This window comes from Aequorivita aurantiaca (genome assembly GCF_030410135.1).
Taxonomy (GTDB): domain Bacteria; phylum Bacteroidota; class Bacteroidia; order Flavobacteriales; family Flavobacteriaceae; genus Aequorivita; species Aequorivita aurantiaca.
In genome coordinates, this window is the sequence record NZ_JAUGQQ010000006.1 from 152,031 (window position 1) to 177,838 (window position 25,808).

Here is a 25,808-nt window from a genome sequence, read left to right on the forward strand (position 1 = left end):
ATTTAAGCATTACCAAAGTGACAGGTTAAAAACGGGTAATAATATTTCCCTAAATTCTGAAATGCGCCTCACAAGTGTATATTCTGCATTCCATTAATAATCGTGAGCCTGCAATACCCGTTTAACTTTGCGGGGATGTTTTTATATGTTTTGAATAGTATTTCTTCAAACTTTCGGCGTCGGCACCCAACCACCTTTTTATATAGATTGTCCAAAAATGGTACTGTAAATTCCAAATTCCATTTTGTCTATAAAGTCGCGCTGAGGTTATTAGGCATTGTTGGATAACCACGAATTTTTTGCGACTGTAAAGTTCATTGATTAAAATGTTGTCTTCATAAATCGCATAGTCTTCATCAAAACCGCCAATTTCTTCAAACAGATTTTTTGTTATAAACTGGCTCTGATCTCCACCCCGGCAGGCTCGCCAGGTAAATTGTGTGAGCCAGCCCGCAAGCCGAAGCCACCAATGGTTGCTATCAAATTTCATTCTGAAACACCCTGCGGGATTTCCTTTGTTTACTTCGGAAATTATAAAAAAGTCAAAATTTTTCGGTGGAAATGAATCGGCATGCAGAAAGTAAAGAATTTCGCCGGAAGCCTTGCGCGCGCCGGCGTTCATCTGTTTTGCACGACCTTTATCACTTTGAATCAGAGAAATGGAAGTTAAAAAATTGCGGGGTTTGAAGCTGGCAACACTATTTTGGGAGCCATCCGTACTACCGCCATCCACAACAATCAATTCGGTTTTATGCGTTCCCGAAAGGTTTTCCGAAAGGTAATGAATTAACCTGCCAATATTTTCAGCCTCGTTCAAAACCGGGATGATGATTGATAGCATTGAGTTTTTTTCGTTTTTCGGGATAATAATTTAAATGAAAATCCAAAATTGTACGCTTGTAAATTCTTATTTGTGGGCGTTATTTTTGGTCGTTAAGATTCCAATCATAATTTTTGTAGCTTAAAGTGGCGTTGGGATTTATTTTCACTTTTGAATAGTTGTTGATGAAGCCAATTACATCCTGTTTCCCGTTAATTTTATAATCCTTCGCATACCAATCAAATATGGATGAAACCTTTGGATTGTTGGAGGATATGTCGTTTTTATCGCTGTTGATAAATTCTTTCGTAACGTGATCTAATTGTTCGTTGATTTTTGCTGCGGTATAGGCTTCATCCAACAGTTTTGGGCAAGAAATGGAAGCACAGTTTATGGCAAAGTGAATGCGCGGCTCATTCATTTTTCGAAGAATTCCATTTTCAATTCCTCCAAGCGAAAGCATTTTATCGCCTACCGCCACGCGACCCTTGGTCCAAGCGCCGTCAATATCCTTTATGCTTTTTAGGGGATAATTTTCAACAATTAATTTTACGGTTGCGGCATTGTAAAGGTTGATATAATATGCCAGCAATTCCTGCACGCTCCAATCATTCGACGGATTTTTTTCAGAAAGCATTTTTAAATAGGCGTCCAATTTGGCTTCGTCTTTTTTAAAACCTTTGTAATTCACATTCCCTTCATCCTTTACATATTTTTTCAATAAGCCATCCCATTGCGAGTGGTCAATATTAACTTTGGAATTTGCGGTGGTAGAGGTTAATCCATTCTCGACTTTTTTTGTGGGTTGCCCTTGGCTGGTGATACCCGCCGCGGAAAGTAGGTTGCAACTTTGAAATGAAATTGACAGAAACAGGATAAAAGCAAGATTGAAGATGGTTTTCATTTTTTGTTATTTTAGGTACAATAATTACGAATTATTGGTGCGTTTGGTTTTGATGGGGTACAATTCCTGCGAGAGAAATCCGGAAGGAAATTGTTCATCGCCATCAAAACCCAGCTCAATATCGCGGCCATCATGCGGAATGTGATTTGTTTTAAAAACATAATCCCAAAGGCTTAAACTAATCCCGAAGTTTACTCCGTAATGGGCGTGATTCGGCAAAACTTTGGCGTGATGCCAAATATGCATTTTTGGATTGTTGAAAATGTACTTCAAAATTCCGTAATCCCAGCCCAAATTGGCGTGGTTTAAATGGCCAATGGCAAGAGCGGTAAAATGTACAATTGCCACAGCTTCCACATTAAACCCACCAATAATCGCAAGAGGTATATACAGTAAAGATTTATAAACCACTGGTTCCATCCAGTGGTAACGCAGGTGAGCGGCGTAACCCATTTCCTTTACGGAATGATGTAGCTTATGAAAATTCCATAGAAAAGGGGAGTAGTGCAGCAATCTATGCGTGTTCCATTGTACAAAATCGGTAACCAGAAAGAAAATCAATAGTCCGAAGCCAAAGGGCAACGCATCTAAATTGAGAAGCTGAAAATCCAAAAGCTTTAATCCTATCAATCCCAGAATATCGTTGAATACTTCCGCTGTTGCGTTTGAGAGGAAAATGAGGACGATTAAATTCAGCAGAAAAAAATTGAAGAACATATAAAAAGTGTCCAGCCAAAAATCTTTCCGAAAAATCTTTTGATCCTTTCGCCATGGAAATATCACTTCCAAAGCCCAAACAATCAATGATACCAATATTAAGCCGTAAAAATAGTTTTCCCAATGGAAGTGTGTAATCTCAGTCCACAGATAGTTGAAGTAGCCGTGATAGGAATTTTTAAGTATTTCAAGATATTTTTCCAAGTTTTTTTGGTCGTAAATAAGGCGGAATGTTTACAACTGTTTGATCAACTCTGTGAATAGAATTATCATTGACGGCTCTGCCTTTGCGGCCATGGCAATTATTTCTTGAATATTAACTGGTTGCAGATTGTCGGGATCGCATTCATCAGTAAGAATGGAAACAGCCGCCACAGGCAATCCCAAATGGTTCGCAACAATAACCTCTGGTACGGTGCTCATTCCCACAGCATCGGCACCAATTATTTTTAGATAGCGATATTCGGCGCGGGTTTCCAATTGTGGCCCGACAACGCTGGCATATACGCCTTTATGGAGTTTTATGTTATTGTCGGAAGCAAGTTGCTCCATCTTTCGGTTCATTTCCAAGTTATAGGGGGCGCTCATGTCCACAAAGCGTTCGCCCATTTTTTCTACGCCGCGAAAGGCCAGGGGAGAGTCGCCTTGTAGATTTATGTGATCGTCAATGAGCATAATCTCGCCCTTTTTAAAATTGAGATTAATGGCTCCGGCGGCGTTGCTGACCAATAAATGCTTGATTCCCAATTGATGCATAACCCGAACCGGAAAAGTTACATCGCGAAGGGAATAGCCTTCATAAATATGGAAGCGGCCTTGCATCAACACTACTTTTTTTCCGGCCAAGGTGCCATATATCAACTTTCCTTTGTGAAATTCAACGGTTGCTGTGGGAAAATTGGGAATGTGGTTATAGCTTACTTCGGCTTCAATAGCCACGCTATCGATCAATTTTCCGAGTCCAGTTCCTAAAATAATTCCCACGTCGGGTTTGTCAAATCCTCGGTGTTTTAAATAATCCGTGGCTTCTTCTATGTATTTTATAGAGCTCATATTTTATAAAAAGTTTTTGTCCAAATATGGGGGTAGAAATTGTTGAAACGCATCGTTATCTTTAATATCCCCATAATAATCCACATCATTTCGTTCTTCCAATAACACAAATTTCTTTGTTTCCAAATCCTTGAGCGTTTCTTCCAAGACGGTGCTCGTACCCCATTTTTTATTTTCGAAAATATTGGGGATGAAATCTTTCATTCCCAATAAATAATAGCCTCCATCCGTCGCGGGGCCGATTACCACTTGCTCGGTTTGCAAAGTATTATAGGCGTTTTCCAAATCGTTTTGGCTTAAATCGAACATATCGCTGCCAATAATAATTGCTTTTGTATAACCCAGAGCGAAGATTTCAGAAAAGGCATTTTTCATTTTCTCCCCCAACTCATTTCCAGTTTGCAACCTTTTTCTGAAATGTTGGGGATTCCAAATGTCATTCACAGCAATATTTTCTGAATAATAAACAAATTTGTCAACGCTTAAATTTTCGGTAATTTTCACCGTGTGATTTAAAAGAAACTTATAGATTTCCAACGCACTTTCGTCGCCAACAGATTTTGCAAGCCGGGTTTTCACTTTGCCCAGCTCGGGGTTTCGGGTGAAAATAATTAGTGCCTTTTTGGAGGTTGGAAAGTGAAAATCATTGGCTGTGGTATTTTCATCGTCATTGGTGTTATTGGAGGAAAGTATGCCCATTTCTCAAAAATTAAAAGCGTTTATCTTTCAATAAACGAGATTACCGGCCTGCAGATATTTGCTCCAATGTTGGGAGAAAGCGTGCACGTTTTCAGTTTCAATTCCTGTGGAATCAATTACCGGATACCCCTTGTTTATCCATTCAAAGATACCGCCATAAAGATTTTTTACGGTTGTAAATCCAGCTTTTTTTAATGCCTCACCGATTTTTTCCGAACGGATGCCAACGGAGCAATAAACAATCACAGTCGCTCCTTTATCCAAATATTGAAGATTTTTATCATTTGTAGAAAAATGATTATAACCCACGTTTTTGGCAGATTTTAGATGACTTACACTATATTCATCCGGCTCCCGGGGATCGAGAATCATAACGACACTATTCATTTGAAGCATTCGCAATTCACCCACAGAAATATACGGGATGCTTTGATTATTGTATTGTTTCAATAATTTGTCCATCGGTTTTTGAGCCCATATAAAAGCCGAAAAAAACAAGCATATAAAAAGTGTGCGATTTATTTTCATGGAATGATTTAAAGACAAAGGGTCGTTATTTGGCCACAGCGCCTTGGCAGCTACTTCCGGCACCTGCGGTACAGCCGTAACAATGTTGGCTGATAATAATATTTCTGTCGTTCAGAATATCTTCGTTGTATTCTGAAATGTGCTGAATTTTGCTCGCAACCTTTAATTCCAACATTTGGTTGAAATCACAATCGTATAAATATCCGTCCCAGCTAACCGAGATGGTATTGCGGCACATTACACTTTTTACTGCGGCGGGGTTATAGGCTTCCACCAATGAATACATATAATCTTCATAATTTTCTGAAGCGATCAAATAATCCAAAAACCTAGATATGGGAAGGTTTGTAATAGCGAAAAGATTGTGGAAATGAATGCCGAAATCTTCCAATAAAGCTTTTTTAAAATCCTTTTCCATACTGGTTTGATCGCCCGGCAAAAATGCGCCACTTGGGTTATAGACCAAATCCAGCCGTAGAGTAGAACCAAGCATTCCATAACCCACAGCGTTAAGCTCTTGCAATGCCTTTATGGATAAATCAAAAACGCCTGCACCTCTTTGTTTGTCCGTTTTACCGCGTGTCCAATGGGGCATACTACTCACAACATGTACATTATGTTTTTTGAAAAAGTCAGGTAAGTCGTAATATTTTTTGTTAGCGCGTATAATCGTGAGATTGCTACGCACAATAAAATCTTTGATGCCAGCCTTGCTGGCTTCTTCCACAAACCAACGAAAATTTGGGTTCATTTCGGGCGCACCTCCCGTTAAGTCCAATGTGTGCGCACCGGTATTTTTGATTACTTCCAAACACTGCAGCATTGTTTCCCGCGTCATTATTTCCTTTCGGTCTGGGCCGGCATCTACGTGGCAGTGTTCGCAAACCTGGTTGCACATATAGCCCACATTAATTTGAAGTATTTCCAATTTAGTGGGGCGTAAAGGAAAATGGCCTGTCTCGTTTATTTTTTCGGAAAACGTTGGAAGTTCACCATTGGCAAAAACACCGTTGGACAGTTTTTCAAGCTGTTTATTTGCAAAGGCATATTCGCTGTGGCGTTTATGAAGGGATTGTTGTTGTTTCTTTTTTTCTTTTAGCATAGAAATTTTTCCAAATTCATTTTTTTTGAGTGAAAAGACAACAATATTGGATAGTAAATTACATTTCCAATTTGTTCACTTTGTTCATCATCATTACCCCATGCACCAAGGTGGCACCGCCCTTGATGGCTGCTCCAACGTGCACGGCTTCCATCATTTCTTCCTTGGTTATTCCACGTTGCAAACCGTCTTGAGAATAGGCATCAATGCAATAGGGGCACATTTCTGTATGGGCGACAGCCAAGGCGATCAATGATTTTTCGCGGGCGGAAAGTGCACCTTCTTCGAAGACTTTTCCGTAGTATTCAAAAAATTTTTCGCCCAATTCCTTGCTCCATTCGGTAATATTTCCAAATTTTTTGAGATCGGCTGGATCGTAATAGTTGTTTGCGGCCATATTTTCTTTATTAATAACTACGAAATTTTGACAATTATGGTTTTCGTTGAAGGTAAATATAGGCAACCGGGACTTCAAAAGAAGAAAAAATTCTTTAAAAGTTTAAGGAATTAATTGAAAGAATAAACAAAGCCGCTTTTCAAATTATATTGAGAGTTGGGAATTCCTATCGCGGGAGTCTCGTCATAACTGAAGGTATAGGTTGTATTGAAGGCGAAATTGGTGAATAAATCAATGACCAACGATGTTTGGCTGGTGAATCGGTAATCGCCAAAATCTGCGAATCTTGGCTGGAAATAGGTTGTACTTACCACGGCAACCGTTTTTGTTGGGTAAAGACTGAAAGACAGATAGGAAGAGCTTCTAAAATCTTTTTGAATTGGGGTAATGCCGTCACTTAATTCTTCGTATTCGTACATGATATGGCTTCCGAAGTAAAATTTATATTTTTCTGACGTGGTCAATTTAAATCGCGGTCCGGTTCCCAAAAGGTAGCGTAATTCAATTTTTGAAACTTTATTGTATTGCGCCTGTGTAAAAACTTCCCAAGCAATCCGCGGGTGAAAACGATAATTATAGCGAAGGTGTGTAATGCCCGCATTCTCAAATTTGTTCCCTTCAATGTTTTGTAGCTCGATATCGTTTTTAAGTAATACTAAGTGCTTAAGCATTTTGTATTGAACGTGCACCGTGCTGCTAAAACCGAAATAATCGTTCAAATCGCGCTTTAAAGAAAAATCCAGACTTGCGGCTCCGGAAAAGCCCGAAGAATCCGTCACTTTTCGAAGTGATTCCGCGTTTAGAATTTGAGATTTTGCCGTAAGTGTAAAGCCTATAAATAGTAGTGCTACTAAATACTTCATATCAATGGGATAGCATATTTATAATTAACTCTAAAATTTAAAAATGAATCTTAAGAAAGAAAACTATATGCCCCAGTTTTCAATCTGTTCCTCGGTCCAGAGATTTGGGAAAAATTTACGCTGTTGGTGTTTTGGATGAAGGTATTTTTTCCACTCGGAGCCACCCGTGGCGGTCTTGTTTTCCCCTTTACTGTCCAGGAAATGTTGGGCAGTATCCAAATGCACCAGTGGCCAAGCCACGTTATAAAAATGGTCGAATTGTTGTAGTTTTTCCTTTAATTCCTCGGAAGGGTTCTTCATTTGGGCAACCCGTTCTTCCAATGTTTTTCCCATAACATTTTGGGCAAGTGCCTTAAAATCGGCTTCGTATTTTTCAATGAATAATCGTAAGGTAAGGGTTGTCTTGCCGGTGTTCCGATTCAGCCCGGCATCTTTCCAGTAAATGTGCTTGAAATAATCATCCACCGTTGGGTTTTGTGGTAAGCGCTCCCTCCCTTCCGTATTAATTAGGTTTTCCAATCGTGTACTGTAAAGCTCCAATATTCTGAACTGTGCGCTTTGAAAACCACTGGCAGGGGTAAGGGTGGAGCGGAAAGTGCTGTAATCATCATAGCTCATTCCGTCTTTCATTATATCGAAGGAGGTGATGAGCATTCGCGTGTACCTTTTAAGACGGTCCAGCTTGGTCAACCATACTTCCTCCGGAAGATTTTCGCCCTCGGAAAGTTGCTTTATTTCGTGAATCATCATTTTAAGGGTGAGTTCGGTGACTTGGTGATACATCACAAATATTTCTTCGTCCTTAAAATCGGTCCTTGTTTTTTGGAGGGAAAGCAGAGTGTCCACTTGTATATAATCCCAATACGTGATGGGTTTTGCCTGCAGCAATCCCTTTAAATAGGTTTCGGGGTTTTCGCCCAATGCAGTATATTTTTCTTCGAGTGCTTTTATTAATTCGCTATTTATCATTCTTTTTTATATTAAAAAGAGGAATTCTTGTATAATTTTAATTGTACCTAAAAATAAGGGTTATTTTCTGTTATTTGAAATATTCGGCGGTGAGTTTAAAAGAAAAAGCCTTGCGACAATATTTTGCTGCAAGGCTTTTTTCTATTCAAATATTTTAGCTTTTATTAATAGAAATTAGCACGATTGTCCTCAATTTCAGCTTTCTTTTTAAGAGCATTATAAACTTGGGTCTGCGCAGCCGGAGCGGCTTTCGAGTTCATTTGGTTTGCATAGTTAACGTATGAATCCATCTTTGGAGCAGGGTTGAAGGCAGTAACCTTCACTTTATAAACTCCGTTTTTACCTTCAATCAATGAGGTTGTTTGACCAGGTTTAGTTCCAAAAGCCGTTCCTACCACCTTTGGTTCGTTAGTTGCAGCAACCATTGGGTTTGCCATTGTCACGCCCGTTGCAGTTTGAACTACCACATTCTGGCTTGCGGCGACTTCTTCAAGAGATGTGCCTTTTATTGACTCCATTATTTTTTTGGCTTTTTTCTGGTTTCGCAAGATAGGAGTTACGGTTGCTGAGGCATCTTCAACGGTCATTAGACCCTTTGGATTTTTGCGGGTAAGTTGGGCAATTACATATCCATTGGGTACACTGAAACGTTTCGTGTCTCCCACTTCTGTGTCCTCATTAAAGGCCCAATTTACAATGGTTCGGTTTTCGCCAACGCCGGGAATATTGGAATCCATATTACCTAATTTATTGACGGGTTTCACCTCTAGATTTTGAGCTTTGGCCAATTCTGTAAAATCACCTTTATTCACGGCTACTTCAAATTTGGAAGCGTCGGAAAAAACTTCATTTGTTGTTTTGTCTGAGGCCTCAATATTTTTTACAACTGTTGCAAGTTGAATGGCTGGTTTGGCGCCGGATTGCTTACCAACTTCAACAATGTGAAATCCAAAATCGGTTTCTACTAGGCCAACTGTTCCGGTTGGGTTGTTGAAGATAAAATTGTCAAATGGAGGAACCATTCTTCCTGGAGTGGAATTTCCTAAGTCGCCGCCATTATCCTTGGAACTGTCATCGGAGAATTGTGAGGCAAGTTCAGCAAATTTTGATTTGTCCTTTTTCACAACCGTCAAAATACTGTCTGCCAGTTTTTGAGCTTCTTCTTTAGTTCTTGTAATTGTTTCTGGCGCGCGCATGGTACCAACGTAGCGTATTAAAATGTGTTTTGACGCTGCGGAGTCTGGCATTTTCTTGGTATCCAAAACCTTGGAAAGATAAAGGGCGTTGTCAACCTTATAAGGTCCATAGATATCGCCTTTATTTAAATTGATGAGTGTATCGGCAACTGTTGGGGGAAGATCACTTTTAAACATCCAACGATCGTAATAGGGCACGTCCGAATTGTTGTTTACATACTCCTCGTAATTCTTTGTATTTCTGAAACCAGCGATAGTGTCGTTTGATTTTGTGTCCTGGTTAAACTCCATTTTGTCATTTAACATACTTGCAATGGTAGTTTTGGCTTCTTCAGTATCGGTCTCAGAAGGTTCTTCTGCGAATAGTACGTATTGAATATCGGCCTGTGGCTCCACCTGAAAATCATTGGGATGGTCCGCGATATATTTTTTGATTTCCTCATTTGAAACTTTTACTTCCTCATCGGCAATTTTGGTGTACGGCACCACGACATATTGAAAGTTCAAGTTGTCATTTTGAAAATGGTATTCCTGTTCCCCCTCGGCAACTGTTGCGCGAAGCCCACCTTTAATCATATTGTAATAAGTGGTTTGAAGAACGCCCGCGGCAATGTCTTCCTCAAAATTTAGCCATTGTTTGTACATTTCTGGCGAAGAAGCTTTGATGCTGGCAATGTATTCTTGGATTTTTCCTTCATCAACCTGTCCGGCTTCGTTAAGGAAAGTTGGGTTGTTGGCCAATTGGGTTTTCAAAGCATTGTCCAATTGCGCTTTTTCAACGCTTAGGCCCACTTTTTCTATTTGTTCGTTCATTATTACCCTTCGCAGTTCACGGTCCCACACCATGTTCATAGCCTGGGTTGTATTTGCGTTTGGCCCCATGCTGCGCTGCGTAGCCTCCACTTCCTCCATAAAACCTTGTCTGGAAATATCCTCACCGTTTATAACAGCAATGGTATCCTGGCCTTTTGGGCCGCTGCTGCCTTTGGTCAATACATCACTTAAAATAAAGGCAAAAAGCGCCAATGCAATAATAAGGATAAGGAATATCCCGCGTTTTCTGATACTGTTTAAAATTGCCATTTGATGTTCAAATTTATTTCCCTTTATTTCTGATTTGTCAGATTAGGGGGCTTTTGGTTGTGAATTCCTTTTATCCCTTAATGTTAATCAAGGTTTTAGAGGATTTGTTTTTTAGATTATTTAGGTGGCGAAAATACCATTTTCCATGCATTAATAAAAAAGTAAATTGAAAAAATTGCGGAAATGTTCGAAATCTAATCTTCGGGTAATATTTTGACTTCCACGAGCTCGATTTTAGTATTGGAGACTTCCAAAATGGTGAAGATAAATTTATCAATTTCAACGGTTTCGCCCTTTTCCGGAATTTCTTCGGTATAATTTACAATAAGGCCGCCTAGGGTTTCATAATTCTCACTTTCCTCAAAATCCAGTTTGTAATTTTCATTCAGATAATCTACTTCCAACCGTGCGGAAAATTTGTAGTGGTCCTCGCCAAGGGCTTCCTCAATAAGGGCCACACTGTCGTGCTCATCTTGAATTTCTCCGAAAAGTTCTTCAATAATATCCTCAACGGTAATTATTCCGCTGGTCCCGCCGTATTCGTCAATAACCACCGCAAGGCTTTTTCTTTTTTTACTAAGAATTCCCAGCACATCCTTAATGAGCATTGTTTCGGGCACGAAAACTACGGGCATCAAAACTTTTTTGAGATTTGCAGGTTTTTTAAAGAGCTCGAAGGAATGCACATAGCCCAAGATGTCGTCTATGTTTTCTTTATATATCAAGATTTTTGAAAGTCCGGTATCGGTAAAAATTTTGGCCAGTTCCTTTGGGGTGGTGTTAATATCCACGGCCACAATTTCCGTTCGCGGTATCATGGCTTCGCGTGATTTTACTTCGGAAAAATCGAGCGCATTTTGGAAAATTTGTATCTCGGAATCCATTTCCTCCTTTGTTTCTGCAATGTCCATTTGTTCAGAAATATAATTGCCGAGCTCCAATTTACTGAATGTTAGTTGCACAGTGTCTCCTTCAGTTTTGAAGATGAACTTTAGAACCAAATCTGAAATCCAAATTACAAACTCAGAGATGAGGGAAAAAAGGACATAGAAGAAATAGGCAGGGACGGCAAAAACTTTAACAAGGTTGTTCGCATAGATTTGGAAGAAAACCTTGGGAAGAAATTCCGCCGTCAACAAAATTACTATCGTTGAAATAACGGTCTGCACCACTAATCCGCCGACCCCGGCAATGGGTATATATTCCATCAAAAGATCGCCCATAAAAAATCCGTAGATAACCAGCGCAATGTTATTGCCCACCAGCATGGTGGCAATAAATTTTGAGGGCCGCCTTGTTATTTTTTTTAGTATTCCAGCTAAGAAGTTATTTTGCTTCTTTTCAATCTCAATATGGATTTTATTGGAGGATACGTATGCGATCTCCATACCTGAGAAAAAGGCCGAGAGGATAAGCATTGTTACTATAATTAGGATACTGTAATCCACAGTTTCAAGAATAAATTAATGCGGTCGCACGCTTCATTTAGAACAATCTTGTGGAGCTATTGTTTGTTCCTCGATTCCATTTTTTTTCGGAAATTCCTTTTAAAGAAAAACATAAAAATGGCAACTACCACAAAAAATATGAAAAGGTAAGCACGGTTGCGCTGGGTGCTCCAATTTATAAAAGCTTCGTATGCAAAGAACGCAGCGATTATTAGATATGCATATTCAAAAAAACGATAAACTTTATTTAGCATCATCAATTTTGGTTTTGTCAACTAGTTGGACTCCTTGGTTTTTTCTGGAGAGAAAGGTAGTGAAATCTTCACTACTGTCAAATCCCACGGCGCCGTCATTATAGGAGCCGTCCTTAAATTTTATTTGATAGGGTTGGTCGGTAAACACCCATTTATTTTTTTGGTCCCAAAATAATTGATTGGCTTTGAGAACCACACTGTCTGCGGTTATTACCACCACATTATTGCGAAGGTCAACCAAACCCGTATTGTCGAATTGTATGGCATAATCTGCGGTTACGGTATTTTTTTTTCCATTTTCGTCCCAAAAACGCACTTCAATGCCGGCGGGAAATTCTTTATATGGAAATTCCAAATTTGAGAAATCCAATAATTTTTCCGCTAAAAGATTGGTCACCAATTTTCCTGAATCGGTATATTTAAAATTGATATTGTTTCCTTCGGCAATGGGAGCGCCATCGGAGAGGCTTAATCGTTTAACGTTTTGGTAATTGCCTTCACATGCAAAAAGCGTGGCGGCCAATAGCAAGACCATCACGCTTTTATACATATTTATGGAGGTGTGCATTCTTATAGATTAGGAACCCTTACGCTTCCGCCAACCCAACAGCTAAAAGTTACTGTTTTTCCTGCCATACCTTCACTGAAGATATCGCTGGCCTGTGGTGCACGCTGACGATAACTGCTTGCGGCGGCTTTTGCATTTCCTGAAATGGTGCCATCCACGCGTGCTGCTTTATCCATCATGTCTGCAGCTAGCCAATACATAGCTCTTTTTTCAAAAACAGTAGTACCACAGTTGTTAGCGCTATCCGCATACATTGCGCCTATTTTGTAATAAGCGATTCCCGCTGAGGGTTTTGCCTCAAGCATCTTGTTGTAATAGGTCCGTGCAGTTCCGAAACTTCCTTTTTTACGGTAGTTTTCTGCAATGCTATAATAAATACGGGCTTTTTTAGAGTTGTCCTTTTCCAATTCAGCAGCTTGGTTAAAATATTCCAACGCTGCAGAGGCCTTTCCTTCAGCTTCAGCTTGTTTTCCTAAAAGGTAAGCAGAAGTAGAACTTGGCTCCAACTCATGCAATCTTACTGCAAGTTTATTGGATAGTGAGCTTTCGCAGTCCTTGGCGTCCAACCTATTGCTGGCATTTTTCAACCATTCAATGTCATTCTTTTTCTGTTCGTAGTCTTTTTCATAAAGTGGAATAAGGTTTGGACAGTCTGCCAATTGACCGAGTTTTCCATTAACGCTTCCTTCAACCGTTGCGTATACCCCTAAGTTATTTTCATAAACATCCTTAGCTCTTTGTTCCTTATCGGTTAGAGCTGTGCCGGCTTCTTCCTTATCCAACATTGGAGTAAGTTTTGATGCAAGACTGTTCTTTTCAGTATCTATTTTGCTGATCACAACATCATATAGATCGAATATTTCCTGGATATCCTTTTGGCCTTCGTTAAAAAGATCGACTGCCAAGGAGAAGTATGCGTAAAGGCTTTTTCCGCTGGTAAAGTTTTCCGGATCTTTTTTAAATGCCTCGTCAAAAGCTTTGAACTGTTCTGCCTTTGTGCCAACATTATTGTCATACTTTAATTGAGCGATACTGGAAAGGACCTCGCCTTCCTTGGTTTGTTCTGGAAAATGTTGCAACCTTAACTGATAGGCCTGAATAAGATCGTTAATTTTACTTTTATCGCCTTTTTCGTCTACGAAATATTCATACATTTTAATGCCATATTGATAAATGGCCAGGTTATAATTGGGACAGTCCTTTACTAAATTTTCATAATGGGGAAGAGCTGCTTCGTAGTTTTTTATCTTCGCCTGCTCAGTAAAATAGGACATTAAAATTGTACAGTCGTCTGGAGCTTGTGCAATGGATTTTGCAGAAACTGAAAGCAGGGCAATGGTAAATAATAAAATGAACTTTGTTTTCATGGTTTTGCTATTAGTAATATTAATCATATAATCTTTTTTCGAACCAGCGGTCGTTTAATGAAAAACTAATAAATGTGTTGAAGAAGGTTTCCTTGATCAATCCATAGTCCGTTGTTCCTCGACTTCCTACTTCAAATCCTAAATTCATGTTTGAGAATAAGCGTCCGATTGGTAACCCAACTCCAAAAGATATGCCAAACTCATTGACGTGGTGTCCGTCAAAGCTTAGGCCAGTTTGTTCAAATCTTCCACCTGCCCTGTAAACAACCCTTTTATAATATTCTCCGAAGGAATTATAATTGGGAATATAAAAACCTCCCAAATAAAATTTGGAAGCATTTTTATAGGTCACATTTTCACTGATGTATGAACGATTGGTAAAATTACTTGTTTTTTCGTTCACATATTCTAATCCGATTCCCCAATATTTGGGTTTACTTAAGCCAATGCCAATAGTAACCTGTGCGGGATAGGAAAAATCGGTATCGGGAACGGAAATTTCTCTTTCATCCACATCAAAAATTCCCGCCGGAATAATGGAAACACTCCCCACTCTCCGCAAATTTTCGGAATTGATATTTGTGCCAGGCGTGAAGGTGAGGGTTCCTGAAAGTTCAAGGTTTTCGTCAATCATCCGTTTGTACATTGCACCAAGATTAAAAGTGAAGCCTGACAGATTGGATCTGTTCACCTCTCGAGTGCCGTATTGAAGTTCTGATTTTTGGGTTACGGCGGTGTTTTCAATCTTTCCGAAATTATACCCAGCGTCCACACCGAGGCTTAATTCCGGCGTAACTTGATATCCAAGTGAAATATATGCTTTGTTTAGACCACCATTTCCAGAATATTGGGTTATACCGTCGGGTACTTCGGAATAAAAATCATATCCCACCGATGTGTACGGAATAACTCCAAAACCCATTCCGAATTTGCCCATTGGAATACCCATTGCCACATAATCCAGTGTTGAAGTAGAGGTATTTTGGCTTTCGGTTGCGTTTTTTTGTTTTAGGATTTGGTGACTTCCTCCAACGGAAAAGTTAATCAAGCGCAATCCTGCATAACTCGCAGGATTTTGAAGATTCAAATGAATACTGTCCGAGAAGACACCCAGCCCTCCCATAGCCCTGTTTTCCACAGTGCCGCGGAATTTTAATGAGCCAATACCGTAAAATGAATATGGTGAAGTGGTTCCTTCTTGTGCAAGGGCGATACTGGTTATAAGTAAAAATAACCCAATTGCTATTTTTTTAAACATCAATGTTTGTTATATTCTAAAATATGGTTCAATCCCTCCAATAAAAAATTTGAGTTGGCAAAGATGTCATTTTTTAAACTATCTCGCAAAAAATGTGCGTCCCCACCTGTTAAAATAACTGTTAAATTGTCGTAATCTTTTTTATATTCATTTATATAACCCTCAATTTCATACAATATTCCGTTTACCACGCCAGAATGTATAGCGCTAGCCGTATCATTGCCCAAATATGAATCTGGAGATTTTGTTTTCAGCAACGGTAATTTTTCAGTAAACGTATGGAGGGCTTTATACCGCAAAGAAATTCCGGGGGAAATGGCTCCTCCGAAATATTCGTTCTTTGAATTTATAAAATCATAGGTAATGCAAGTGCCGGCGTCAATTATCAAAACATTTTTCTGCGGAAATTGATCCGCGGCCGCACTCACTAACGCTATCCTATCAATACCCAAAGTTAGTGGGGTTGCATATTTATTGACGAAGGAAACTGGCGTCTGATGATTTAATAGAAGAACCTCGAATTGATTTCGTACCTCCTCAAACTGCCCCTCTAAAAGATTGGATACAGCGGAAATAATACAATTCTTAATAGGAAAAACTTTAGAAATTTCCTGAATGGCTAAAGAAAAGTCATTTTTGGAACAGGTGGTTTTTTGCGTTAAGTTTCCATCGTTAAATACTCCAAGCTTTATGAGGGTATTTCCAACATCAATGGCAAGATTCATTTTTTTTAAATAAGGCCATAAAAATACAATTCCACTAAGTAACTATTTGTTAAGGCACTATTAAATTGAAAAAAGATATCTTTTTATTTTTTAAATTATTGTTTTGCAAAAACGAAAATAGCTTTATATTTGCCCACTCAATAATGGTGCCTTAGCTCAGTTGGTAGAGCAACGGACTGAAAATCCGTGTGTCCCTAGTTCGATTCTTGGAGGCACCACAAAAGCCCGGAACTTCTGTTTCGGGCTTTTTGTTTCTATAAAAGTGGCGTTTTCTGCTTCACCATTTCAGAAAAGGAAATAATAGTGCCGAATCCTTTATTTCGAAAATAATCCATTTCACTTTCAGCTCCAGTAGCCAAAACAAAATCGCCGCCCCACGCACCGAGACTTTTCACGATGCCATTAAAGTTGGGAAACAAGCGTTGTTTAACCGATTCCATTTTAATGATTTCAGAAATAACCTTCTCGTGACTTTCCATCAAATTCTCAAAATCCTTCAAGGTACGGCACTGTAACAACTTTTTCGATATATCTGAAATGTTCTCAATATCCTTTGGCCTTACGGATGCATTTCTATAACGTTCAATCCCTTCCTTACTGTCCTGTTTTTTATTTAAATGCACGAAAAATAACGAATCTGTAAAGTCCCACGGGAGATGGACTTTTCTGAATTCGGGCCTTTTATTTTTCAATTCGTACAAAATAGGGGCATCACTTTGCGCGGCGGCAATATCATAACCACTTCCGCCAAAACTATTTTTTAAAAGATCAAAGGGATTAACCGCAGCCCATTGCGCAATGTTATTTATTAGTGTGGAAGAAGTGCCCAGACCCCAAATTCGCGGGAAATCCAATTTGGTTTTAATATTAATTCCGTCACTTTTTATAAGAAAATCTGGATTCAAATTTCGTGCTTCCCGAAGTATTTTTGAGAGTGTATTTGAAATTTCAGCTTGGCCTGTTTGGTTTTCAAAATTCTTTAAATCGAAAAATTCTTCAAACCATACTTCACCTTTTTCATCAAAACTTTGCCAATGAATTCTCTCTTTTTCAGAATTCTCTACCTCCAATGATTGCCCATATTTTGTAGGAAAGGCTAAAGCACTGGCTCCATCGAGCACCACATATTCTCCGGTGAGCAATAATTTTCCGTTGCTGTGGAACTTCCGCATTTTATTTTCTGAGATTTTTCAAGAAGGAAGTAACCGAATTATGTGAAACAGCATTTTCTTTATAGTAGTCCAACGCTTTTTCCTTTTCCTGTTTTGTCGCTTGCAATTGGTTCAAAATATTCATCAAGTGCATTTTCATATGGCCTTTTTGAATGCCGGTTGTAATTAATGAGCGTACTGCGGCAAAGTTTTGTGCCAACCCTGCAACCGCTAAAATCTTCATTAATTCTTTTGCATCGGGCTTTTGAAGAATCTCAAAAGCTAGTTTCGTCAATGGATGTAGCGAAGTTAAACCCCCAACGGTGCCCACCGCCAAAGGCAATTCAATCCAAAATGTGAAAATATCATTCTCGATTTTTGCATGTGTTAAGCTTCCGTAATAACTATTTCTGGCCGCATAAGCGTGCACACAAGCTTCCACGGCACGAAAATCGTTGCCCGTTGCCAAGACAACGGCATCCACTCCGTTCATAATTCCTTTATTGTGCGTAACAGCGCGTCGTGTTTCGGTTTTGGCAATTTCAATAGCACGAACAAATTTTTCGGCAAATTGTTTTCCGTCGTAATTTTTGGAAGTAAGTTCATCAATCTTGCAGCTCACTTCCGCTCGAACCAAACATTCGGGAACGTAGTTTGAAAGTATGCTCATCACCACTTCTGGAAACACTTCGTCCTTTTGGAACGCCTCAAACCTCCTGGCTTCCTCCTCAAAGGTTTGCGCCATTCGTTCCAAACAACTGTTTATGAAATTGGCGCCCATGGCATCCAAAGTTTCAAAGGTGGCATGGATATAAAAATAACCCTCCAAAATATGCGATTTGTCAACCAATGAAAGTTCCAAAAGTCCGCCCCCTCGGGATTTCATGTTTTTTTCAATCGATTGTATGCTCTCGATTAGTTTCGGTTTTACAATTTCAAAGAACGCCTCAATACTTTTTTCATTTCCATAGAAATTGAAATGAATCTGACCATTTTTTTCTGTGGAAATCACTTCCGCTTTAAACCCACCGCGTTCCAACCAAAATTTTGCAGCATTGCTGGCGGCTGCTACCACTGAGCTTTCCTCGGTGACCATTGGCAAGGCATAAAATTTACCGTTAATTAAAAAATTGGGTGCAATCGCAAATGGCAAATAATAGTTTGATAAGGTATTCTCAATAAAATCGTCGTGAAGCTGCTGCAATTGGTCATCTTCATTCCAATACTTTTTTAAATTTTGAGCGGAACTAGGGTTGTTGGACAGATAATTTTCTGCCAGCCATTCAATTTTTTCGAGTTTAGATTTTTTTGAAAATCCGGAAACGGGTTGTTTCATCTAAATTTGCTATCGTTGAAGTAGCAAAGATACGGCTTAGTAATTTTTTATGTCGTTATACCATAAAAAAGAAAGGTATTTAGAAATTAAACGTTCCAAATACCTTTCAAAATTAACTTAAAACGAAATTACGATTTAAGTGTCTATAAAATCTCGGTGGACTTTTTACTTTTTATTCTGCTGTTTTTTGATGGTTTTTTTATCAATATCAACCTTGTTGGTTTGTTGATTGACATTTCCGGTAGGATTGGTTGGATTTTTTTGCTCGGTTTTTCTTTCAAATTTCTTTTCCATGGTTTCAGATTTTCTAGATTTAAAACTCGAAAGTACCCATTCTTCAAGAAAAATTCTGCCAAAAGAATATTAAAGCTAGGTTAAACCTTTCGTATGGATTTTATAAAGGTTGAAATTCCATTCAAGCCATTTTCTGAAAGCATTTTTATAAAAGCACTACCAATAATTGCTCCACTGGTATATTTTGTTGCTTGCTGAAAAGTTTCTGCATTGTTTATTCCGAAACCAACAATTAATTTATTTTTCAGCGAAAGCGAAGCAATGTTTTGAAAATAATTTGTTTGCTCCGAGCCAAAATCCGAAGAATTGCCAGTAACACTGGCGCTGCTAACCATATAAATAAAACCTTCGGAAGCCGAATCTATTTCTCGAATGCGTGCTTCAGAAGTTTGGGGCGTGATTAAAAAGATATTCAGCAAACCGTATTTTTTGAAGATTTCGGCATAATGTTCCTGAAATTCCGCCAAAGGCAGATCGGGAAGAATTAAGCCGTCAATCCCAACTTCTGCACATTTTTTACAGAAATTTTCAACGCCAAATTGAAGCACGGGATTAAAATACCCCATAATAACCAAAGGAATTGAAACTGTTTTCCGAATATCTTTCAGTTGATGAAAAAGTATTTCGGTAGTCATTCCATTTTTCAGAGCTTGGGTTCCGCTAGCCTGAATAGTTGGTCCATCGGCCAAGGGATCGCTGAAAGGCAAACCAATCTCAACCATATCAACCCCATTTTTTTCCAATTGCTGAAGAATTTCAACAGTATCGTCAAGTTTTGGATAACCTGCGGTAAAATAGATTGAAAGCAATTTTTTGTTTTCCGAAAGTTTTCTATTGATTTTATTCATCTTATAAATTAAAGTGCTTAATGTAAGTTTCCAAATCCTTATCCCCACGACCGCTCAAATTCACCACGATCACTTCGTCTTTTTTAAATTTTCGACTTTCAAAAACCGCCAACGCGTGGCTGCTTTCAATTGCGGGAATAATACCTTCCAATTTGCAAAGTTGCATTCCAGCTTCCATCGCCTCATCATCGGTTATTGAAATAAATTCGCCCCGACCACTCGCAAAAAGATTGGCGTGCATTGGGCCAACGCCCGGATAATCCAAACCTGCGGAAATAGAGTAAGGTTCCGTGATTTGGCCGTCCGCAGTTTGCATTAACAGCGTTTTGCTACCATGAATAATCCCGACTTTTCCCAAAGCTGAAGTTGCTGCACTTTCACCGCTATTGATTCCTTTTCCGGCGGCTTCAACGGCAATAATTCCAACCTCAGGTTTGTCCAAATAATGATAAAAAGCACCGGCGGCATTGCTTCCTCCGCCAACACAGGCCACCACAAAATTTGGATTTTCCCGACCTTCTTTTTCGGTTAATTGCTTTTTTATTTCTTCCGAAATCACACTTTGAAACCGCGCAACCATATCGGGATACGGATGCGGACCAACCACGCTACCTATAATATAATGTGTATCCACCGGATTGTTTATCCAATCGCGAATGGCTTCATTCGTTGCATCTTTCAAAGTTTTGCTACCGCTTGTGGCGGTAACCACTTTCGCACCCAGCATTTTCATACGGGCTACGTTCGGCGCTTGGCGTTTTATGTCAATTTCACCCATAAAAACGATACATTCCAAACCCATCAAGGCACAAACGGTGGCGGTTGCAACACCGTGTTGGCCGGCGCCTGTTTCAGCGATAATTCGGGTTTTACCTAATCGTTGCGCCATTAAAATTTGACCGATTGTATTATTCACTTTGTGAGCGCCGGTGTGGCAAAGATCTTCCCGTTTTAAATAAATTTTAGTATTGTATTTTTCCGAAAGCCGTTTTGCAAAATAAAGCGGCGTTGGCCGTCCCACATAATCCTTCAGCAATTGTCGGAATTCTTTTTGAAAGGATTCCTCAGCCATTATTATTAAATAATTCTGTCGTAATTCCTCCACATTTGGGTAAAGCATTTCTGGAATGTATGCGCCGCCAAACTCACCGTAATAGCCTTTTTCGTTTACATTATAATTCATTTTTCTGTATTGAGTATTGAGTAATAAGTATTGAGTCTTGTTTCCTATTTCTTGGCTCGTGATTCTTTTTATTCGTGGTTCAAAGCGTTTATAAATTTTTTCAATTTCGAAAAATCTTTCATTCCCGGTTCAATTTCGAATTTGCTATTTACATCAATCGCATAAATAGGAAGGTTTGTTTTTAATATTTCTTTTAAATTATCAATTTCGTCTATGCCTATGCCACCGCTTAAAATGAAGGGAGTTTTGTATTTGTAATTTTTTAAAATCTCCCAATTAAAGGTTTTTCCGTTTCCGCCGTGATGATCACCTTTGGTATCGAACAGAAAAGCATCAACTTTTTTTACAAAATCACGCGTTTTGGAAAAATCGAAAGAGTCGTCAACAGAAAAGACTTTCCAAACTTCATAGCCATCCCAAAATTTTAAGCGTAAATACATATTTAGGGTTAGCACAAATTCCTTGGTTTCATTACCGTGAAGCTGAATAACATCCAAATTGTATTTTTTAAAAGTCTCGAGAATTTCGGCTATTGTGGCATCCACGAAAACGCCAACTTTCTTTATTCCGAGGGGTAGCGCAGGAATCTCGCTATCAAAATATCTCGGACTTTTTCCATAAAAAATGAAACCCAAATAATCTGGCTGAAGTTTTGCGACTTCGGCGATGTTGTGTTTCATTCCGCAGATTTTCAGCATGGTTTTCATCTCAATTTTTCAATAAATTGCTTTGCCGTTTCGCCGGGATTTTCGGTTTTCATAAAATTTTCACCAATTAAAAATCCTTCGAAACCATAAGTTCTCAACTCTTTTATAGTTTCCACATCGCTGATTCCGCTTTCGGAAATCTTCACAAAATCAGATGGAATTTCTTTGGAAAGTTTTTTGCTGATTTCAATATTTACCTTGAAATTTTTCAGATTTCGGTTGTTTACGCCGATCATATCGACGTTCGGTAAAAGCGATTTTTGAAGTTCTTCCAAATTGTGGACTTCCAGCAAAACATCCAATTTCAAGCTTTTGGCCAAATGCGAAAATTGTTTCAATTCTTCTGCCGAAAGGCAAGCCGCAATCAATAAAATTGCATCGGCGCCATAGGCTTTTGCCTCATAGATTTGATAGGGATCAATGATGAATTCCTTCCGAAGTATTGGGATGGAAATCGTGTTTTCAGCAACCAAAAGATCTTCCAATGAGCCTCCAAAAAAGTTGGAATCCGTTAAAACTGAAATTCCTTTTGCGCCAGCCTTTTCATAGCCCGAAACAACTTCGGGTAACAGAACTTTGTCGTTTATAACCGATTTGCTGGGCGAGCGGCGTTTGTGTTCCGCAATAATTCCGGTTGTTGAAATTCGCAACGCTTCTGCCAACGATTTGGTTTCTTTTGCAAAAAGTGGAAATTTTTCCAACAATCGCGTGGGAATTGCTTCTTTTTTTGCGGCAACTTCCTTTAGTTTATAAGCGGTTATGTTATCTAAAATTGTCATTTTTAAAATTGAGTATTGAGTATTGAGTATTGAGTATTGAGTATTGAGTATTGAGTATTGAGTTTTGAGTATTGAGTATTGAGTATTGAGTATTGAGTATTGAGTTTTGAGTTTTGAGTAATGAGTATTGAGTATTAAGTCGTTGCTCTTGGCTCTTTATTCTTAATTCATTTCGATAGTACCTGTAATTTCTTTAATGAGTTAAATGCTTTTCCGGATTTCAACGATTCCTTTGCTTTTTCAAAACCTTCTTTAATGGTGCAATTTTCAACTACTGAAATTGCCATTCCAGCATTTGCGCAAACTACATTGTTTTGCGACTCAGTGCCTTTTCCGTTTAAAATATTTAGAAATATTTCCGCAGAATCTTTCACCGTGTCCCCTCCAAATATCGCTGATTCATCAATTTGCTTCACCCCGAAATCATTTGCATTCAAAATATTCTCTAAATTTTTAGAAATCACTTTCACCGGTCCGGTCAACGAAATTTCATCGTAGCCATCCATCGCGTGCAAAACGGCGTAATTTTTTTCACTTTTTTGATAGAGATAACCGTGCATACGCGCCAATTCCAAATTAAAAACGCCAACCAATTGATTCTTTGGAAATGCAGGATTAACCATTGGTCCAAGCATATTGAAAAAAGTTTTTACGCCCAATTCCTTTCTAATTGGTGCTACATTTTTCATTACAGGGTGGAAGAGGGGGGCGTGCAAAACACAAATTCCAGCTTCGTCCAAACTACGTTTTAAAAAATCTTTTTCATTGCTGAATTTTATGCCCAAGGCTTCCATAACATTGCTACTTCCGCTCACCGAAGAAACTCCGTAATTACCGTGTTTTGTGACTTTTATTCCTGCACCAGCAGTAACAAAAGATGCTAAAGTTGAAATATTAAAAGTATTCTTTCCATCGCCGCCCGTGCCGCATAAATCTATAGTGTTGTATTCACTAAAATCTACCGCCAAACACAGGTCTAATAACGCATCGCGGAAGCCTTCCAACTCTTCCAAACTTACGTTTCGCATCATATATACAGTCAAAAAAGCAGCAATCTGGCTTTGGTTGTATTTTCCTTCGGAAATGTTTACCAAAACAGTTCTTGCCTCATCTTTGCTGAGTTGCTCATGGTTTATTAATCTGTTTAAAATATGTTTCATTTCTAAGTTTAGGAGTTTATGGGTTTAGTTTAAATCACTGCAAACTGCCACTGAACACTTTTTTATCGCAAAAGCGCAGAAACGCTAAATGTTAATGGACATTGAATATTGTTCCCCCTTGGGGGTTATGGGGCCTCCACCCAATTTTTAATAATCTGTTTTCCCATTGGAGTAAGCACACTTTCGGGATGAAACTGTACTCCGCAAACATCGTGAAACTTGTGGCGGACTGACATAATCTGCCCATTTTCATCCACCGAAGTTATTTCCAAAACCTCCGGAAAATCTTCTTTTGAAACCACCCAACTGTGGTAGCGGCCTATTTCAAATTCTTTTTCAATTCCTTTAAAAAGCGGTTCGTTTTCTGAAATTATGGTTGCCTTTGTTGCAACTCCGTGAAAAACTTTACTTAGGTTTTCCAATTTCCCCCCGAAAACTTCCCCGATTGCTTGTTGCCCCAAACACACGCCGAGAATTGGTTTTGAGGTTGCGTATTTTTGAATTACTTCTTTCAGCAAACCCGCTTCGTCGGGAATTCCGGGACCTGGGGAAAGTAGAATTTTATCGTAATTTTCTACTTCTTCCAAGTGAAATTTATCGTTTCTTCTAACTGTAACTTCACAATCCAATTCCTCTAAATAGTGAACCAGATTGTACACAAAACTGTCATAATTGTCTATTACTAAAATTTTCAGCCCCACCCCAACCCTCCCCGAAGGGGAGGGAGTATGTTTCGGGTTTTTATTTATTTTTTCTTTTTTCATTATATATTGAGATTAAATTCCCCCTTCGGGGGTTAGGGGGCCATTGTTTCAGCTAATTCCAACGCCTTTGTAAGTGCGCCAAGTTTATTATAAACTTCCTGTAATTCTTTTTCCTCATTGCTTTCCGAAACCACGCCAGCGCCCGCTTGATAATGCAGCGTATGGTTTTTGCTCAAAAAGGAACGGATGATTATTGCGTGATTATAATTTCCACTGAAATCCATAAAACCAATTGCGCCTCCGTAAAATTCCCGACTTCTATTTTCATATTTTTCGAGCAGTTGCAAGGCTTTATGTTTTGGTGCGCCGCTCAAAGTTCCTGCGGGAAATGTATCTGCAACAATCTGCATTGTTGAAATTTTTGGATTTTTTGTAGCTGTAACTTTGCTGACCAAATGAATTACGTGCGAAAAAAACTGCACTTCGCGATACGTTTCCACTTTCACATTTGTGCCATGCCGACTTAAATCGTTTCGCGCCAAGTCTACAAGCATCACGTGTTCGCTATTTTCTTTTTTGTCTTCGAAAAGTATTTTGGCGAGCTCGGCATCCTGCTCATCGTTTCCGGTGCGTTTGAAGGTCCCTGCGATTGGATGGATTTCTGCTGTATTTCCTTTTACGACCAATTGCGCTTCGGGCGAACTTCCGAAGATTTTAAAATTTCCGTAATCAAAATAAAAAAGATACGGTGAAGGATTTATGCTACGCAAAGCCCTGTAAACGTTGAATTCATCGCCGGTAAATTGCTGTGAAAACCGCTTGCTTGGCACAATTTGAAAAACATCGCCGCGCTGGCAATGCTCTTTGCACTTTCGAACCAAAGCTTTAAAATCCTCATCTTTTAAATTTGTGGTTCGGTCGCCATTTCTTTTGAAAGGATATTCGGCAAAGCTTTTTGACTTTAAAATCTGCTCAATCTGCGGAATATTGTTTTCTTCTTCAAAGCAGTGCGCAAAAATATACGCTTCGTTATTGAAATGATTTATGGCAATTATATTTTGATAAACTGCATAAAACAAATCGGGCATTTCAAGATTTTCTTCTTTTTTTGAAAGCGAAATGTCTTCAAAATAACGCACGGCATCAAAAGCCATAAAGCCGAAAAGCCCATTGTTTATGAATTTGAAATTGTTTTCTTCCGAAGTAAAAGATGCGGCAAATTCGTCTAAAATTTTTGGAACATTGTGTGAACATCCCCCTATATCCCCCTTCGAAGGGGGACTTTTTAAATTGATAATTGAATTTTTCCCATCCGGAAATTGCTGAAAAATCATTTCATTTTCAACTTTTATAGAGGCAATTGGGTTAAAGCAAATGTAGCTGAAACTATTGTCGTTGGCGTGATAGTCGCTACTTTCCAAAAGCAGGCTATTCGAGAATTTATCGCGTAAACGCAAATATACCGAAACCGGTGTGAGCGTGTCTGCCAATAATTTTTTTGAGTATGTTTTTAAAATGTATTTCATTTTGTCAAAATATGCGAATAAAAAAAGGCTTGTCGTGATTGACAAGCCTTTTCGTATATTATTATACCATAGGTGTTCCGCTCACGAGGTTTGCCGTAAGTTTTTCCACCACCAAGTATTTTGTGTAAATCTGTTCATTGTATCGGGTTCAAATATAGAATTTTTTTGA

The 25,808-nt window shown here is 38.9% G+C and carries 26 protein-coding genes and 1 tRNA gene; 1 reads left to right on the forward strand and 26 read right to left on the reverse strand.

Features of this window, described 5'->3' with window-relative positions:
- Positions 1 to 121 precede the first annotated feature (121 nt).
- The 16 genes from QRD02_RS10570 to QRD02_RS10650 form a co-directional block, all read right to left on the reverse strand.
- Positions 122 to 841: a TIGR04283 family arsenosugar biosynthesis glycosyltransferase gene (locus tag QRD02_RS10570; protein WP_290254916.1), complete on the reverse strand. Its 720-nt coding sequence runs from the start codon at positions 839 to 841 to the stop codon at positions 122 to 124.
- 79 nt (positions 842 to 920) lie between these two features.
- Positions 921 to 1,724 (reverse strand): DUF547 domain-containing protein, encoded by an 804-nt coding sequence (locus QRD02_RS10575; RefSeq protein WP_290254917.1) that lies wholly within the window; start codon positions 1,722 to 1,724, stop codon positions 921 to 923.
- 24 nt (positions 1,725 to 1,748) lie between these two features.
- Entirely contained in the window at positions 1,749 to 2,645 is an 897-nt protein-coding gene (locus tag QRD02_RS10580) for a sterol desaturase family protein (RefSeq protein ID WP_290254918.1), read from the reverse strand.
- A 30-nt stretch (positions 2,646 to 2,675) separates the two neighbouring features.
- Positions 2,676 to 3,494 carry a purine-nucleoside phosphorylase gene (locus QRD02_RS10585; protein WP_290254919.1) on the reverse strand — a complete coding sequence of 273 codons (819 nt, stop codon included), beginning with the start codon at positions 3,492 to 3,494 and terminating at the stop codon, positions 2,676 to 2,678.
- A gap of 3 nt (positions 3,495 to 3,497) precedes the next feature.
- On the reverse strand, positions 3,498 to 4,193 hold the full coding sequence (locus tag QRD02_RS10590) for a TIGR04282 family arsenosugar biosynthesis glycosyltransferase (protein WP_290254920.1): 696 nt from the start codon (positions 4,191 to 4,193) through the stop codon (positions 3,498 to 3,500).
- Positions 4,194 to 4,220: 27 nt separating this feature from the next.
- Complete coding sequence (locus tag QRD02_RS10595) at positions 4,221 to 4,655, reverse strand: rhodanese-like domain-containing protein (RefSeq protein WP_290254921.1); 435 nt, start codon at positions 4,653 to 4,655, stop codon at positions 4,221 to 4,223.
- A 91-nt stretch (positions 4,656 to 4,746) separates the two neighbouring features.
- Positions 4,747 to 5,823 (reverse strand): arsenosugar biosynthesis radical SAM (seleno)protein ArsS, encoded by a 1,077-nt coding sequence (arsS, locus tag QRD02_RS10600; RefSeq protein ID WP_290254922.1) that lies wholly within the window; start codon positions 5,821 to 5,823, stop codon positions 4,747 to 4,749.
- A gap of 58 nt (positions 5,824 to 5,881) precedes the next feature.
- Positions 5,882 to 6,220: an arsenosugar biosynthesis-associated peroxidase-like protein gene (locus QRD02_RS10605; RefSeq protein ID WP_290254923.1), complete on the reverse strand. Its 339-nt coding sequence runs from the start codon at positions 6,218 to 6,220 to the stop codon at positions 5,882 to 5,884.
- Between the two features lie 110 nt (positions 6,221 to 6,330).
- A complete protein-coding gene (locus QRD02_RS10610; protein ID WP_290254924.1) occupies positions 6,331 to 7,083 on the reverse strand; it encodes a DUF481 domain-containing protein in 753 nt (250 codons plus the stop codon).
- A gap of 63 nt (positions 7,084 to 7,146) precedes the next feature.
- On the reverse strand, positions 7,147 to 8,052 hold the full coding sequence (locus QRD02_RS10615; RefSeq protein WP_290254925.1) for a tryptophan 2,3-dioxygenase family protein: 906 nt from the start codon (positions 8,050 to 8,052) through the stop codon (positions 7,147 to 7,149).
- A 164-nt stretch (positions 8,053 to 8,216) separates the two neighbouring features.
- Positions 8,217 to 10,331: a peptidylprolyl isomerase gene (locus tag QRD02_RS10620; RefSeq protein WP_290254926.1), complete on the reverse strand. Its 2,115-nt coding sequence runs from the start codon at positions 10,329 to 10,331 to the stop codon at positions 8,217 to 8,219.
- Between the two features lie 194 nt (positions 10,332 to 10,525).
- Positions 10,526 to 11,779, reverse strand: a complete 1,254-nt coding sequence (locus tag QRD02_RS10625) for a hemolysin family protein (protein WP_290254927.1) — start codon at positions 11,777 to 11,779, stop codon at positions 10,526 to 10,528.
- Positions 11,780 to 12,022: 243 nt separating this feature from the next.
- The gene (lptC, locus tag QRD02_RS10635) at positions 12,023 to 12,601 is read right to left on the reverse strand and encodes an LPS export ABC transporter periplasmic protein LptC (protein WP_290254928.1); all 579 of its coding nucleotides are present in this window, start codon (positions 12,599 to 12,601) and stop codon (positions 12,023 to 12,025) included.
- Between the two features lie 2 nt (positions 12,602 to 12,603).
- A complete protein-coding gene (locus QRD02_RS10640; RefSeq protein ID WP_290254929.1) occupies positions 12,604 to 13,995 on the reverse strand; it encodes a tetratricopeptide repeat protein in 1,392 nt (463 codons plus the stop codon).
- The gene (gene bamG / locus QRD02_RS10645) at positions 13,988 to 15,226 is read right to left on the reverse strand and encodes a BamG family beta-barrel-assembly machinery protein (RefSeq protein WP_290254930.1); all 1,239 of its coding nucleotides are present in this window, start codon (positions 15,224 to 15,226) and stop codon (positions 13,988 to 13,990) included. The genes QRD02_RS10640 and bamG overlap by 8 nt, the downstream gene beginning before the upstream one ends.
- Entirely contained in the window at positions 15,226 to 15,951 is a 726-nt protein-coding gene (locus tag QRD02_RS10650) for a type III pantothenate kinase (protein WP_290254931.1), read from the reverse strand. The genes bamG and QRD02_RS10650 overlap by 1 nt, the downstream gene beginning before the upstream one ends.
- 145 nt (positions 15,952 to 16,096) lie before the next feature.
- Between QRD02_RS10650 and QRD02_RS10655 the strand changes: the two genes are divergently transcribed.
- Positions 16,097 to 16,169 (forward strand) — tRNA-Phe (locus QRD02_RS10655).
- Between the two features lie 36 nt (positions 16,170 to 16,205).
- Here QRD02_RS10655 and QRD02_RS10660 read toward each other — a convergent pair.
- From QRD02_RS10660 to QRD02_RS10705, 10 genes are all read right to left on the reverse strand, one after another.
- The gene (locus tag QRD02_RS10660; RefSeq protein WP_290254932.1) at positions 16,206 to 17,123 is read right to left on the reverse strand and encodes a GYDIA family GHMP kinase; all 918 of its coding nucleotides are present in this window, start codon (positions 17,121 to 17,123) and stop codon (positions 16,206 to 16,208) included.
- Between the two features lies 1 nt (position 17,124).
- A complete protein-coding gene (locus QRD02_RS10665; RefSeq protein WP_290254933.1) occupies positions 17,125 to 18,438 on the reverse strand; it encodes a hydroxymethylglutaryl-CoA reductase, degradative in 1,314 nt (437 codons plus the stop codon).
- A gap of 165 nt (positions 18,439 to 18,603) precedes the next feature.
- Positions 18,604 to 18,732, reverse strand: a complete 129-nt coding sequence (locus QRD02_RS10670; protein ID WP_290254934.1) for a hypothetical protein — start codon at positions 18,730 to 18,732, stop codon at positions 18,604 to 18,606.
- 80 nt (positions 18,733 to 18,812) lie between these two features.
- Positions 18,813 to 19,580 (reverse strand): tryptophan synthase subunit alpha, encoded by a 768-nt coding sequence (gene trpA, locus QRD02_RS10675; RefSeq protein WP_290254935.1) that lies wholly within the window; start codon positions 19,578 to 19,580, stop codon positions 18,813 to 18,815.
- A 1-nt stretch (position 19,581) separates the two neighbouring features.
- Positions 19,582 to 20,763, reverse strand: coding sequence for a tryptophan synthase subunit beta (gene trpB, locus QRD02_RS10680; RefSeq protein WP_290254936.1), 1,182 nt, complete (start codon positions 20,761 to 20,763; stop codon positions 19,582 to 19,584).
- A gap of 68 nt (positions 20,764 to 20,831) precedes the next feature.
- Positions 20,832 to 21,443 (reverse strand): phosphoribosylanthranilate isomerase, encoded by a 612-nt coding sequence (locus QRD02_RS10685; RefSeq protein WP_290254937.1) that lies wholly within the window; start codon positions 21,441 to 21,443, stop codon positions 20,832 to 20,834.
- 23 nt (positions 21,444 to 21,466) lie between these two features.
- A complete protein-coding gene (trpC, locus tag QRD02_RS10690) occupies positions 21,467 to 22,249 on the reverse strand; it encodes an indole-3-glycerol phosphate synthase TrpC (RefSeq protein WP_290254938.1) in 783 nt (260 codons plus the stop codon).
- A 167-nt stretch (positions 22,250 to 22,416) separates the two neighbouring features.
- The gene (trpD, locus tag QRD02_RS10695) at positions 22,417 to 23,409 is read right to left on the reverse strand and encodes an anthranilate phosphoribosyltransferase (protein WP_290254939.1); all 993 of its coding nucleotides are present in this window, start codon (positions 23,407 to 23,409) and stop codon (positions 22,417 to 22,419) included.
- 125 nt (positions 23,410 to 23,534) lie between these two features.
- Complete coding sequence (locus tag QRD02_RS10700; RefSeq protein WP_290254977.1) at positions 23,535 to 24,104, reverse strand: anthranilate synthase component II; 570 nt, start codon at positions 24,102 to 24,104, stop codon at positions 23,535 to 23,537.
- Positions 24,105 to 24,205: 101 nt separating this feature from the next.
- Positions 24,206 to 25,639, reverse strand: a complete 1,434-nt coding sequence (locus tag QRD02_RS10705; protein ID WP_290254940.1) for an anthranilate synthase component I family protein — start codon at positions 25,637 to 25,639, stop codon at positions 24,206 to 24,208.
- Between the last annotated feature and the right edge of the window lie 169 nt (positions 25,640 to 25,808).